The organism is Variovorax sp. 20P10.2.4, from assembly GCF_058244205.1.
In genome coordinates this window covers 1-13,105 of the sequence record NZ_JBZAYE010000020.1, presented here as the reverse complement: position 1 = coordinate 13,105, position 13,105 = coordinate 1, and the positions used below count along the sequence as shown (strand labels likewise).

At 69.0% G+C, this 13,105-nt stretch carries 11 protein-coding genes; 10 read left to right on the top strand and 1 reads right to left on the bottom strand.

Translation table 11 applies throughout. The annotated features are described in order from the left end of the window. Positions 1–26 precede the first annotated feature (26 nt). The 4 genes from AC27VN_RS03675 (at position 27) to AC27VN_RS03660 (ending at position 4,291) form a co-directional block, all read left to right on the top strand. Positions 27–794, top strand: a complete 768-nt coding sequence (locus tag AC27VN_RS03675; protein ID WP_057590861.1) for a fumarylacetoacetate hydrolase family protein — start codon at positions 27–29, stop codon at positions 792–794. 30 nt (positions 795–824) lie between these two features. After that, positions 825–1,835 carry a 2-dehydropantoate 2-reductase gene (locus AC27VN_RS03670; RefSeq protein ID WP_490875670.1) on the top strand — a complete coding sequence of 337 codons (1,011 nt, stop codon included), beginning with the start codon at positions 825–827 and terminating at the stop codon, positions 1,833–1,835. A 13-nt stretch (positions 1,836–1,848) separates the two neighbouring features. After that, a complete protein-coding gene (gene pyk / locus AC27VN_RS03665; RefSeq protein WP_208513478.1) occupies positions 1,849–3,273 on the top strand; it encodes a pyruvate kinase in 1,425 nt (474 codons plus the stop codon). Between the two features lie 88 nt (positions 3,274–3,361). Then, positions 3,362–4,291 (top strand): LysR family transcriptional regulator, encoded by a 930-nt coding sequence (locus AC27VN_RS03660; RefSeq protein WP_093347794.1) that lies wholly within the window; start codon positions 3,362–3,364, stop codon positions 4,289–4,291. A 64-nt stretch (positions 4,292–4,355) separates the two neighbouring features. Here AC27VN_RS03660 and AC27VN_RS03655 read toward each other — a convergent pair whose 3' ends face one another. Next, positions 4,356–4,493: a hypothetical protein gene (locus AC27VN_RS03655; RefSeq protein WP_172705325.1), complete on the bottom strand. Its 138-nt coding sequence runs from the start codon at positions 4,491–4,493 to the stop codon at positions 4,356–4,358. 551 nt (positions 4,494–5,044) lie between these two features. On the opposite strand from AC27VN_RS03655, the gene oxlT reads away from it, so the two are divergent. From oxlT to fdhD, 6 genes are all read left to right on the top strand, one after another. Beyond that, positions 5,045–6,373: an oxalate/formate MFS antiporter gene (oxlT, locus tag AC27VN_RS03650; protein WP_490875669.1), complete on the top strand. Its 1,329-nt coding sequence runs from the start codon at positions 5,045–5,047 to the stop codon at positions 6,371–6,373. 53 nt (positions 6,374–6,426) lie between these two features. Beyond that, positions 6,427–6,915 (top strand): gamma carbonic anhydrase family protein, encoded by a 489-nt coding sequence (locus AC27VN_RS03645; protein WP_490875668.1) that lies wholly within the window; start codon positions 6,427–6,429, stop codon positions 6,913–6,915. Between the two features lie 466 nt (positions 6,916–7,381). After that, the gene (locus AC27VN_RS03640; RefSeq protein WP_479670844.1) at positions 7,382–7,873 is read left to right on the top strand and encodes a formate dehydrogenase subunit gamma; all 492 of its coding nucleotides are present in this window, start codon (positions 7,382–7,384) and stop codon (positions 7,871–7,873) included. Then, the gene (locus AC27VN_RS03635) at positions 7,870–9,435 is read left to right on the top strand and encodes a formate dehydrogenase beta subunit (protein ID WP_093347783.1); all 1,566 of its coding nucleotides are present in this window, start codon (positions 7,870–7,872) and stop codon (positions 9,433–9,435) included. Before AC27VN_RS03640 ends, AC27VN_RS03635 begins: the two co-directional genes overlap by 4 nt. A 21-nt stretch (positions 9,436–9,456) precedes the next feature. Continuing rightward, a complete protein-coding gene (gene fdhF, locus AC27VN_RS03630; RefSeq protein WP_490875667.1) occupies positions 9,457–12,333 on the top strand; it encodes a formate dehydrogenase subunit alpha in 2,877 nt (958 codons plus the stop codon). 19 nt (positions 12,334–12,352) lie between these two features. Continuing rightward, a partial coding sequence (gene fdhD, locus AC27VN_RS03625) for a formate dehydrogenase accessory sulfurtransferase FdhD (protein ID WP_490875666.1) occupies positions 12,353–13,105 on the top strand: 753 nt, incomplete at its 3' end.

Here is a 13,105-nt window from a genome sequence, read left to right as displayed (position 1 = left end):
TTCACAGCATCAAAAGAAAGCACAACATGCCACAACGTTGGGTCCGTTTCGAACACGCCGGAGAAGCCGCCTTCGGCACCCTGGAGGACGACGCCGTGCGCGAGTATCGCGGCGACATGTACGGCACGCCCGAGCCCACCGGCCGCGTGTTCGCGCTGGCCGGCCTGCGCCTCTTGTCGCCGAGCGAGCCGACCAAGGTCATCGCGCTGTGGAACAACTTCCATGCCCTCGGCGAGAAGCTCAAGCTCGCCGTGCCCGAGGAGCCGTTGTACCTGCTGAAGGCGCCGAACTCCTTCTCGGCGCACGAGGCGCCGATCCGCAAGCCGCTGTGCGACGGCAAGGTCGTGTTCGAGGGCGAGCTCGGCATCGTCATCGGCAAGACCGCCACCGCCGTCTCCGAGGAGCGCGCGCTCGAGCACGTGTTCGGCTACACCTGCGCCAACGACGTCACCGTGGCCGACATCCTCAACCGCGATGCCTCGTTCGCGCAGTGGGTGCGCGCCAAGGGCTTCGACACCTTCTGCCCCATGGGCCCGGCCATCGCCACCGGTCTCGATCCCGCCACGCTGGTGGTGCGCACCGTGCTCAACGGCGAGGAGCGGCAGAACTATCCGATCAGCGACATGCGGTTTTCCGTGCAGCGCCTGGTCAGCCTCATCTCGCAGGACATGAGCCTGCATCCCGGCGACGTGATCCTGTGCGGCACGTCCGTGGGCGTGGGCTCGATGAAGCCCGGCAGCCTGGTCGAAGTGGAGATCGACGGCATTGGTCGTCTATCAAATCGTTTCGGCTGACGCGAAGAATTTCAACTCTTGGGGATCGACATGAAGATAGCAATCATCGGCGCGGGGGCCATCGGCGGCCTGGTGGGCGCCAAACTCGCGCTGGCCGGAGAGGACGTGACCTTCATCGTGCGCGGCGCCAACCTCCAGGCCATCGGCGCCAACGGCATCAAGCTGGTGTCGGCCGAGGGCGAGGAGCAGGTGGCGCGCAACGTACGGGCCACCGACCGCTATGACGAAGCAGGGCCGCAGGACCTCGTGATCCTCGCGATGAAGGCGCACCAGGTCGAGGCCGTGGCCGACGACGTGGCCAAGCTCTTCGGGCCCGAGACCGCGGTCGTGACCATGCAGAACGGCATTCCCTACTGGTACTTCCAGAAGCACGGCGGCGTGCTCGAGGGCACCACCGTGCGCAGCGTCGACCCGGAAGGCGTGCTCAACACCAAGATCCCGCCGCGGCGCGTGATCGGCTGCGTGGTCTATCCAGCCTCCGAGCTGATCGCGCCCGGCGTCATCAAGCACATCGAGGGGGACCGCTTCCCGGTCGGCGAGCTCGACGGCGCGACCACCGAGCGCGTCGAGCGCATCGCGGCCTGTTTCGCCAACGCGGGATTCAAGGCGCCGGTGCTCGACAACATCCGCGCCGAGATCTGGCTCAAGCTCTGGGGCAACCTGACCTTCAACCCGATCAGCAGCCTCTCGCACTCGACCCTGGTCGACATCTGCCAGTACCCGCCCTCGCGCGAACTCGCGGCCGCGATGATGCGCGAGGCCCAGGCCGTGGCGCACAAGCTCGGCATCGAGTTCCGCGTCACGCTCGAGAAGCGCATCGCGGGCGCCGAGAAGGTCGGCAAGCACAAGACCTCGATGCTGCAGGACGTGGAAGCCGGCCGCGCGCCCGAGATCGACGCGCTGGTCGGCGCGGTGGTCGAGCTCGCGCGGCTCACCGAGACCTCGACCCCGCACATCGACACCGTGTATTCGCTCGTGAAGCTGCTCGCGCGGACCATGGAAGAACAGCGCGGCCAGGTCCGGCTGCGCGAACTCGCCTGAGGACACCCACACCATGCGACGCCTTCGCAGCGCCAAGATCGTGGCCACGCTCGGTCCCGCCACTTCCGACGAGCCCGCGATCCGCGCGCTGTTCGAGCGTGGCGTGGACGTGTTCCGCCTCAACTTCAGCCACGGCACGCAGCACGACCATGCGCGCCGCCTCGAGACCATCCGCCGGCTCGAGAAGGAATTCGGCCGGCCGATCGGCGTGCTGCTCGACCTGCAGGGGCCGAAGCTGCGCCTGGGCACCTTCGAAGGCGGCCGCGCGCAGCTCGAGGCGGGCGCGCGTTTCCGGCTCGACATGGACCGCGCGAGCGGCAACGGCCGCCGCGCGCCGCTGCCGCATCCCGAGATCTTCGCCGCGCTGCAGGAGGGCACCGAGCTGCTGCTCGACGACGGCAAGCTGCGGCTGCGCGTCGACCGCCACGGCGCCGACTTCGCCGAGACCACCGTGCTGGTGGGCGGCCCCATCTCCGACCGCAAGGGCGTCAACGTGCCCAGCGTGCTGCTGCCGATCTCGCCGCTGACGCCGAAGGACCGCGACGACCTCGACGTCGGCCTCGCGATGGGCGTGGACTGGGTGGCGCTGTCGTTCGTGCAGCGGCCCGAGGACATCGACGAGGCGCGCGAGATCATCGGCACGCGCGCGGCCATCATGGCCAAGCTCGAGAAGCCCGCGGCCATCGAGCACCTCGACGCCATCGTCGAGCGCTGCGACGGCATCATGGTCGCGCGCGGCGACCTCGGCGTGGAGCTGCCGCCCGAGCGCGTGCCCGAGCTGCAGCGCCAGATCGTGCGCGCCTGCCGGCTGCGCGGCAAGCCGGTGGTGGTGGCCACGCAGATGCTCGAGTCGATGATCGCCGCGCCGGTGCCCACGCGCGCCGAGGTGTCGGACGTGGCGACCGCGGTCTACGACGGCGTCGACGCGGTGATGCTCTCGGCCGAGTCGGCCTCGGGCAAGTACCCGCTCGAGGCGGTGGCGATGATGGACCGCATCGTCGCGCGCGTGGAGGCCGATCCCTCGTACCGCACCGGCATCGACGCCACGCACGAGAGCGCGCAGTCGACCACGGCCGACGCGGTCTGCACCTCGATGCGCCAGGTGGCCGCGCTGCTCGCGCCGGCCGCCACCGTGACCTACACCTCCTCGGGCTTCACCAGCCTGCGCGCGGCGCGCGAACGGCCCGCGGTGCCGATCCTGAGCCTCACGCCTGACATCGCGACCGCGCGCCGCATGGCGATGGTGTGGGGCGTGCATGCGGTGCTGGTGGACGACGTGCACGACGTGGGCGAGATGATCGAGTGCGCCTGCCGCACCGCGCATGCCGAGGGCTTCGCGCAGCCCGGCCAGAAGGTGGTGGTGGTGGCGGGCCTGCCCTTCGGCCAGTCGGGCACCACCAACCTGCTGCACGTCGCGCGTATTCCAAACCATTCCTGATCGCGAATACTTGACCGCGGTCATGCGGCGCGCGCGCCGCCGGCCATAGCATGGGACTTCCGAACGAAGCAGTTCTCCAGGAATCCCCATGAAGCACGCGACACTGCGCCAGTTGAAGGTTTTCGAGGCGGTGGCGCGGCTCCTTAGTTTTTCGCGCGCGGCCGAGGAGCTGCACCTCACGCAGCCCGCGGTGTCGACGCAGGTGCGCAAGCTCGAGGACCACGCCGGCAACACGCTGTTCGAGCAGTTCGGCAAGAAGGTCTACCTCACGGCCGCGGGCACCGAGCTGCTGCAGCTCAGCCGCGCGATCATCCAGCAGTTCGAGGCGGCCGAGAACGCGATGCTGCAGTTCAAGGGCATCTCGGGCGGCAAGCTCAACGTGGGCGTGATCAGCGCGGGCGACTACTTCTTTCCGCGCCTGCTGGTGGAGTTCGCGGGCCGGCATCGCGGCGTGACCCTGAACTTCACGGTGCACAACCGCGAGGGCCTGCTCACGCACATCGCCGAGAACCTCACCGACCTCGCGATCATGGTGCGCCCGCCCACCGACCTCGACACGCTGAACCAGCCCTTCGCGCCGCACCCCTACGTGATCATCGCGGCGCCCACGCATCCGCTGGTGGGCGTGAAGGGCGTGCCGCTCAAGCGGTTGATCCGCGAGCCCTTCGTGGTGCGCGAGCGCGCGTCCGACACCTGGCATTCGATGGAGGAGGGCTTCGGCGCCGCGCTGTCCGAGATCAACATCGCGATGGAGATCCGCAGCACCGAGACCATCAAGCAGGCGGTAATCGCGGGCATGGGCGTGAGCTTCGTGTCGGCCCACACCATCAGCCAGGAGCTGCGCGCGGGCAGCGTGCGGGTGCTCGACGTGCAGGGCTTTCCGCTGATGCTCAACTGGTACGTGGTGCACCGGCGCGGCAAGCGGCTGCCGCCGGTGGCGCAGGCCTTCAAGGACTTCCTGCTGAACGACGGCACCGCGCTGATCTCGCAGATCGTGCCCTTCGATCCGGCGATCTGAAGGCGAAAAAAAAGAGCGCTCGCGGCGCTCTCTCTTCGGGGTGGAGCCTCGAGGGCTCCGGCTCTCAACGCTGTTGCAGCGCGGCGCGCACGGCCTTGGCGAAGATCACGATCGGCAGCGCGGCGATCAGGTCGCGCAGCACGCCGTTCGAGGCGAAGGAGGGGGCCTTGAGGGCGGTGGAATTCAGTGCGGTGTTGTTCATGGATGTGCTCCGAATACGGGTGGGTGGGAATGCGAACCTCCGAATTATAGGGTTTACCCTGGATTAGGGCAAACCACGAGTGACATGCCCTTTTCGCGAGCAGGGCGCGCGGAGGCACTCCAGAGTGGGCTGCGACGCGGTCGAGGTGATCGCGAGGGACCTGCCGAAGACGCCACCGACTTGCATCAAGCCGCGCCTCGCGTCGCGCGACCCGTGCGCCATCGCGGGCGTTCTCATCGCGCGCTAAGACGACCATGCTAGGGAATCCACGGGGGTCCGCGGCCGGGTCCCTTCGAGGGAACTTGACGAGGGTCAAGAGTTTTTGGGTCGCTGCACCCGACAGTCATCCGCACGCAGGAGGCTGCGGGTCGACGGTGTCGCGAAGCGGGGCCGACGGGACCGGAGGATCAGCCGAAGCGTGTCGATTGCGTGATGCGACGCCGTACTTGTTCGCATCTCTGCTTCGGGGACCGGTGACTCGGAACGAAACCGGCGGCGCCTCGATGCGATCCGCCGGACTTCAACTCAAACACAAAGATGAAGGACATTCAATGACTCGGCAAACGACCACGATCGCGGGTGCGAACCCCGCGATCTATTCCCCCTCGGGACACTCTGGCGCCGCGGCGGCGCAGCGCTCGCACAGTTACCGATGGGGGCAGCTCCTGATCGGCATCGTGTGCATGGCGATGATCGCCAACCTCCAATACGGCTGGACCCTGTTCGTCAACCCGATCGCGGAGAAGCACGGCTGGAGCCGCGCCGCGATCCAGGTGGCCTTCACCATCTTCGTGCTCACCGAGACCTGGCTGGTGCCGATCGAGGGCTACCTCGTCGACCGCTTCGGCCCGCGTCCCGTGGTGCTGGTGGGCGGCGTGCTCTGCGGCATCGGCTGGGTGATCAACTCCTTCGCGGCCTCGCTGCCGGTGCTCTACATCGCGGCGGCCATCGGCGGCATCGGTGCGGGCGCGGTCTACGGCACCTGCGTGGGCAATGCGCTCAAGTGGTTCCCCGACCGGCGCGGCCTCGCGGCGGGCATGACCGCGGCCGGCTTCGGCGCGGGCTCCGCGCTCACCATCATCCCGATCTCGGCCATGATCAAGAACAGCGGCTACGAGGCCGCCTTTCTCTATTTTGGGATCGGGCAGGGACTGATCGTGTTCCTGCTCGCCTGGATGCTGACGCGCGCGCCCGAGCATTCGAAGGCCGTGAACACCCGCAACGTGCAGCAGTCGCGGCGCGACTACGCGCCCTCCGAGGTGCTGCGCTCGCCCGTGTTCTGGGTGATGTACGCGATGTTCGTGATGGTGGCCGCCGGCGGCCTGATGGCGACCGCGCAGCTCGCGCCGATCGCCAAGGACTTCAAGATCATCGACGTGCCGGTGAACATCATGGGCCTGGTGCTGCCCGCGCTGACCTTCGCGCTGGCGATCGACCGCGTGCTCAACGGCCTGACGCGCCCGTTCTTCGGCTGGGTGTCGGACAAGATCGGCCGCGAGCAGACCATGTTCATCGCCTTCGCGATCGAGGCGGTCGGCATCCTGATGCTCTACAAGTACGGCCACAACCCGCTGCTGTTCGTGGTGCTGACCGGCATGGTGTTCTTCGCCTGGGGCGAGATCTACAGCCTGTTCCCCTCGACCTGCGCCGACACCTTCGGCGGCAAGTACGCGGCCTCGAACGCGGGCATGCTCTACACCGCCAAGGGCACGGCCTCGCTGCTGGTGCCGCTGTCGAGCGTGCTGGCCGCGAGCACCGGCAGCTGGGAGGCAGTGTTCTTCGTCGCGAGCGGCGTCAATGCCGTTGCCGCGCTGATGGCCTGGTTCGTGCTGCGCCCGATGCGCCGCAAGCACATCGAACGCAGCGAACTCCCGCACTGAGCGCCGACGGGTCGCGAGCCGCTACCATCGACGCCTTTGTCCAGGAGAACGGCGTGACCCTTTACAGACTCGACGAGCATGAACCGTCCATCGACGCCAGCGCGCGCGTGGCGGACACGGCGAGCGTGATCGGTCAGGTCGTGCTCGGCGCGCACAGCACCATCGGGCCGCGCTGCGTGCTGCGCGGCGACAACGAGCCCATCACGGTGGGCGCGGGCAGCCACCTCGAGGACGGCGTGATGCTGCATGCCGACCCGGGCTTCCCGATGACCATCGGCGACGACGTGACGGTCGAGCGGCATGTGATGCTGCACGGCTGCACCATCGGCGACGGCTCGGTGGTCGGCGAGGACACCGTGGCGCTCAACGGCGCGGTGGTGGGGCGCGAATGCATCGTCGCCACCGGCGCGCTGCTGACCGAGGGCAAGGTCTTTCCCGACCGCTCGCTGATCTCGGGCCGCCCGGCCAAGGTCACGGGCCAGGTCGACGATGCCGAGGCCGCGCGCCTCGTGCAGCGCGCGCGCGAACTCGCCGCGCGCTGATCCACACGGGGCCGCCGGCGCGAACGGCCCCGCGTTCTTTCTTCTCCTTGCGTTCCCGCGCGCCGCGACGGATTCGCGCGCGGAATACCTCGGTGTTGCGAACGGTTCGCACGCCTCCACGCGACGCCCCCGGATATTCCGGCCGCGGCCCAGCGAAAGAGTCCTTTTCACAGGGCTCGCTCGCATTGACACCACCCCTGTTTCGATGGAAATTGACCTGCGTCAAGGTCATCCGCGCGCGATTCATCGACAGTGAATCCCGAGGCAGATGACCGCGCGCGGCTTCCGGTCCCCGCACAGGGAGGCGAGCGCGAATTGACGCCACGATGACAACGGATCCGCCGGCAGGCAGACAGCGGCGGACCGGCAACGGCACCAGATCGGACGGGACCATGACAACAGAAGCGCTGAACGCGTACGCAGCACCGCACCTGGCCGCACCCGCGGCCTGCGTGGAGGCCGGCCAATGAGCGAGGCCCTGCGACTTTCCGCGGCCGACGAACTGGCCGAGGTGCGCCGCGTGCTCGCCGCGCATGCGGACGAACAGGGCGCGCTGCTGCCGATCCTGCACGAGGTGCAGGACACGCTGGGCTACGTGCCCTCGCATGCGGTGCAGACCATCGCCGACGCGCAGAACCTCTCGCGCGCCGAGGTGCATGGGGTGATCACCTACTACCACCACTTCCGCGCCGAGCCGCCGGGCCGGCACGTGATCCAGATCTGCCGTGCCGAGGCCTGCCAATCGATGGGCGCCGATGCGCTGCTCGCGCATGCCGAGAAGCACCTGGGCTGCGCGGTGCACGGCACCACGAAGGACGGCGCCTTCACGCTCGAGCCGGCGTTCTGCCTCGGCCTGTGCGCCTCCTCGCCCGCGATGACGCTCGACGACGAGCCGCATGCGCGCGTCACGCCGCACCGTTTCGAAACGCTGGTCGCACAGGCGGGAGACTGCGCATGAACGCCGCCGTGAAGATCTACGTGCCGCGCGACTCCGCGGCGCTCGCGGTCGGCGCCAATGCCGTGGCCCAGCGCATCGCGCAGGAAGCCGCCGCGCGCGGCCTCGCGATCGAGCTGGTGCGCAACGGCTCGCGCGGCATGCTGTGGCTCGAGCCGCTGGTCGAGGTCGAGACGCCCGCGGGCCGCATGGCCTACGGCCCGGTCACGGTCGACGAGGTGCCGGCGCTGTTCGATGCCGGGCTGGGCACGGGCGCGCGCTCGCATCCGCTGTCGCTCGGTCCCACCGACGAGATTCCCTACCTCAAGAAGCAGGAGCGCCTGACCTTCGCACGCGTCGGCATCACCGACCCCGTGTCGCTGACCGACTACCAGGCGCACGAGGGCTACGCGGGCCTGCGCGCCGCGCTCGCGATGGCGCCGGCCGACATCGTGCAGCAGGTGCTCGACTCGGGCCTGCGCGGCCGCGGCGGCGCGGCCTTCCCGGCCGGCATCAAGTGGAAGACGGTGCTCAACACGCCGTCGGAACAGAAGTACATCGTCTGCAATGCCGACGAGGGCGACTCGGGCACCTTCTCCGACCGCATGACGATGGAGGGCGACCCCTTCGTGCTGATCGAGGGCATGACCATCGCGGGCATCGCCACCGGCGCGACGCAAGGCTACATCTACGTGCGCTCCGAGTACCCGCATGCGATCGCCGCGCTCAACGAGGCGATCCGCCATGCGGAGGCCGCGGGCTTCCTCGGCGACAACGTGCTGCGCTCGGGCAAGCGCTTCCGGCTCGCGGTGCGCAAGGGCGCGGGCTCCTACGTCTGCGGCGAGGAGACGGCATTGCTCGAGAGCCTCGAGGGCAAGCGAGGCATCGTGCGCGCCAAGCCGCCGCTGCCGGCCATCGAGGGCCTGTTCGGCCAGCCCACGCTGATCAACAACGTGATCACGCTGGCCAGCGTGCCGATCATCCTGGCGCGCGGCGCCACCTTCTACCGCGACTACGGCGTGGGCCGCTCGCGCGGCACGCTGCCGATGCAGCTGGCCGGCAACATCAAGCACGGCGGGCTGGTCGAGAAGGCCTTCGGCGTGACCCTGCGCGAACTGCTCTACGACTACGGCGGCGGCTCGGCCTCGGGCCGGCCGATCAAGGCGGTGCAGGTCGGCGGCCCGCTGGGCGCCTACCTGCCCGAGTCGCAGTGGGACCTGCCGCTGGACTACGAGGCCTACGCGGCCGTCGGCGGCACCGTGGGCCACGGCGGCATCGTGGTGCACGACGACACGGCCGACCTGTCGAAGCTGGCGCGCTACGCGATGGAGTTCTGCGCGCTCGAGTCGTGCGGCAAGTGCACGCCCTGCCGCATCGGCTCGACGCGCGGCGTCGAGGTCATCGACAAGATCCGCGGCAACCAGAACCGGCCGCAGCAGGTGATCCTGCTGCGCGACCTGTGCAACACCATGGTCCATGGCTCGCTGTGCGCGATGGGCGGCATGACGCCGTTCCCGGTGCTCTCCGCGCTCGACCACTTCCCGCAGGACTTCGGCATCGAGGCACCCGACCGCAAGGCCGCCTGAGCCCCCAGAGAAAGCAAAGACATGTTGAACCATCTCAAGGAAACCGACTACGGCACGCCCAAGCGCGAATCCGAGCGCGAGGTCACGCTGGAGATCGACGGCACCGAGGTCACGGTGCCGGCCGGCACCTCGCTGATGCGCGCGGCCGTCGACGCCGGCATCCAGGTGCCCAAGCTGTGCGCCACCGACAGCCTCGAGCCCTTCGGTTCGTGCCGGCTGTGCCTGGTCGAGATCGAGGGCCGCCGCGGCTTCCCGGCCTCGTGCACCACGCCGGCCGAGGCCGGCATGAAGGTGCGCACCCAGACGCCGAAGCTGCAGGACCTGCGCAAGGGCGTGATGGAGCTCTACATCTCCGACCATCCGCTCGACTGCCTGACCTGCTCGGCCAACGGCAACTGCGAGCTGCAGGACATGGCCGGCGTGACCGGCCTGCGCAACGTGCGCTACGGCTTCGACGGCGCCAACCACATCAAGAGCGAGAAGGACGAGTCGAACCCGTACTTCACCTACGACCCCTCCAAGTGCATCGTGTGCAACCGCTGCGTGCGCGCCTGCGAGGAAACCCAGGGCACCTTCGCGCTGACCATCAGCGGCCGCGGCTTCGAGTCGCGCGTGTCGCCGGGCCAGGACCAGCCCTTCATGGAATCGGAGTGCGTGAGCTGCGGCGCTTGTGTCGAGGCCTGCCCCACCGCCACCTTGCAGGAGAAGTCGGTGATCTGGCTCGGCCAGCCCGAGCACAGCGTGATCACCACCTGCGCCTACTGCGGCGTGGGCTGCGCCTTCAAGGCCGAGATGAAGGGCAACGAGGTGGTGCGCATGGTGCCGTGGAAGGACGGCAAGGCCAACGACGGCCACTCCTGCGTCAAGGGCCGCTTCGCCTGGGGCTATGCCTCGCACCAGGACCGCATGCTCAAGCCCATGATCCGCCAGAAGATCACCGATCCGTGGCAGGAAGTGAGCTGGGACGAGGCCATCAACTATGCGGCCGGCGAGTTCAAGCGCCTGCAGGAGAAGTACGGCCGCAATGCCATCGGCGGCATCACCTCCTCGCGCTGCACCAACGAGGAAACCTACCTGGTGCAGAAGCTGGTGCGCGCGGGCTTCGGCAACAACAACGTCGACACCTGCGCCCGCGTGTGCCATTCGCCCACGGGCTACGGCCTGAAGCAGACGCTGGGCGAATCGGCCGGCACGCAGACCTTCCAGTCGGTCGAGAAGTCCGACGTGATCATGGTCATCGGCGCCAACCCGACCGACGGCCACCCGGTGTTCGCCTCGCGCATGAAGAAGCGGCTGCGCCAGGGCGCGAAGCTGATCGTGGTCGACCCGCGCCGCATCGACATCGTGAAGTCGCCGCACATCCGCGCCGCGCATCACCTGCAGCTGCGCCCCGGCACCAACGTGGCGGTGGTCACGGCGCTCGCGCACGTGATCGTGACCGAAGGCCTGATGGCCGACGCGTTCGTGGCCGAGCGCTGCGACACGGCCTCGTTCGCCGAATGGAAGGCCTATGTCGAGCGCCCCGAGCAGTCGCCCGAGGCCACGGAAGCCTTCACCGGCGTGCCGGCCGCCGAGATGCGCGCCGCCGCGCGGCTGTTCGCCACCGCCGGCAACGGCGCCATCTACTACGGCCTGGGCGTGACCGAGCACAGCCAGGGCTCGACCACCGTGATGGGCATCGCCAACCTCGCGATGGTCACCGGCAACGTGGGCCGCGAGGGCGTGGGCGTGAACCCGCTGCGCGGCCAGAACAACGTGCAGGGTTCGTGCGACATGGGCTCGTTCCCGCACGAGCTGCCGGGCTACCGCCATGTGTCGGACAGCACCACGCGCGGTTCCTTCGAGGCCGCCTGGGGCGTGCAGCTCGATCCCGAGCCGGGCCTGCGCATTCCCAACATGTTCGACGCCGCGATCGGCGGCAGCTTCAAGGGCCTGTACTGCGAGGGCGAGGACATCGTGCAGTCCGACCCCAACACCCAGCACGTGGCCGCCGCCATGATGGCGATGGAATGCGTGGTGGTGCAGGACATCTTCCTCAACGAGACCGCCAAGTACGCGCACGTGTTCCTGCCGGGCTCCTCCTTCCTCGAGAAGGACGGCACCTTCACCAACGCCGAGCGCCGCATCTCGCGCGTGCGCAAGGTGATGCCTCCGAAGGCCGGCCTGGCCGACTGGGAAGTCACGGTGAAGCTGGCGAACGCGCTCGGCTACCCGATGAGCTACAAGAACCCCGAGGCGATCATGGACGAGATCGCCGCGCTGACGCCGAGCTTCCACGGCGTGAGCTACAAGCGCATCGACGAGCTCGGCAGCATCCAGTGGCCCTGCAACGACGCGGCGCCCGAGGGCACGCCGACCATGCACATCGACAAGTTCGTGCGCGGCAAGGGGCGCTTCATCGTCACGCAGTACGTGCCGACCGACGAGAAGGTCACGCGCCGCTTCCCGCTGCTGCTGACCACCGGGCGCATCCTGTCGCAGTACAACGTGGGCGCGCAGACGCGGCGCACCGACAACAACATGTGGCACGGCGAGGACCGGCTCGAGCTGCATCCGCACGACGCCGAGGAGCGCGGCGTGAAGGACGGCGACTGGGTCGGCATCCAGAGCCGCGCGGGCGAGACGGTGCTGCGCGCGACGGTGTCCGAGCGCATGCAGCCGGGCGTGGTCTACACCACCTTCCACTTCCCCGAGTCGGGCGCCAACGTGATCACCACCGACAACTCCGACTGGGCCACCAACTGCCCCGAGTACAAGGTGACGGCGGTGCAGGTGATGCCGGTGATGCAGCCCTCGGCCTGGCAGCAGGAGTACAGCCGCTTCAACCGGGTGCAGAACGAGTTGCTCAGCGCGGCCTCGGCGCCTTCGCCGTCGAACGAGACGGTGCCGGCCAAGTAGGGCACGAGAGCGCAGCGCCATGAACATCGCCACCCTGCCGCTCGCGAGCGCCGACACGGCCGCCTTCTGCGAAGGCGCGCGGCTGCTGCCGGTGCGCGGCGTGCGCGGCGGCCAGCCGTTCGCGGTGCAGGACTGGGTGGCCGAGGAAGTGCCGGTGGCGCTCGAATACAACGGCATCTCGCATGCGGTGATGCTGGCCACGCCGCTCGACCTGGAAGACTTCGCGCTCGGCTTCTCGCTGAGCGAGGGCATCCTCGAGGCGGCGCACGAGCTCTACGGCAGCGAGATCGAGAGCGCCGAGCGCGGCATCACGGTGCGGCTCGAGGTCTCGGCGGCCGCGTTCGCGCGCCTCAAGCAGCGGCGCCGCTCGCTGGCCGGGCGCACCGGCTGCGGCCTGTGCGGCACCGAGAGCCTGGTGCAGGTGGCGCGCGAGCTGCCGGTGCTGGCCGCGGGGCCGTCGTTCGAGCGCGCCGCGATCGGCCGCGCGATGGCGCAGTTCCAGTCGCTGCAGACCCTGCAGGAAGCCACGGGCGCGGTGCATGCCGCGGCCTGGTGCTCGGCCGACGGCGAGGTGGTGTGGCTGCGCGAGGACGTGGGCCGCCACAACGCGCTCGACAAGCTGGTGGGCGCGCTCGCGGCCAACGAGGTCGATGCCGCCGCGGGCTTCATCGCCGTGACCAGCCGCGCGAGCTTCGAGATGGTGCAGAAGGCCGCGATGGCCGGCGTCTCGCTGCTGGCGGCGGTGTCGGCGCCGACCTCCTTCGCGGTCGAG

Coding starts and splice junctions, on each gene's coding strand:
- AC27VN_RS03675 (WP_057590861.1), top strand. CDS start 27: ATGCCACAACGTTGGGTCCGTTTCGAACACGCCGGAGAAGCCGCCTTC.
- AC27VN_RS03670 (WP_490875670.1), top strand. CDS start 825: ATGAAGATAGCAATCATCGGCGCGGGGGCCATCGGCGGCCTGGTGGGC.
- pyk (WP_208513478.1), top strand. CDS start 1,849: ATGCGACGCCTTCGCAGCGCCAAGATCGTGGCCACGCTCGGTCCCGCC.
- AC27VN_RS03660 (WP_093347794.1), top strand. CDS start 3,362: ATGAAGCACGCGACACTGCGCCAGTTGAAGGTTTTCGAGGCGGTGGCG.
- AC27VN_RS03655 (WP_172705325.1), bottom strand. CDS start 4,493: ATGAACAACACCGCACTGAATTCCACCGCCCTCAAGGCCCCCTCCTTC.
- oxlT (WP_490875669.1), top strand. CDS start 5,045: ATGACTCGGCAAACGACCACGATCGCGGGTGCGAACCCCGCGATCTAT.
- AC27VN_RS03640 (WP_479670844.1), top strand. CDS start 7,382: ATGAGCGAGGCCCTGCGACTTTCCGCGGCCGACGAACTGGCCGAGGTG.
- AC27VN_RS03635 (WP_093347783.1), top strand. CDS start 7,870: ATGAACGCCGCCGTGAAGATCTACGTGCCGCGCGACTCCGCGGCGCTC.
- fdhF (WP_490875667.1), top strand. CDS start 9,457: ATGTTGAACCATCTCAAGGAAACCGACTACGGCACGCCCAAGCGCGAA.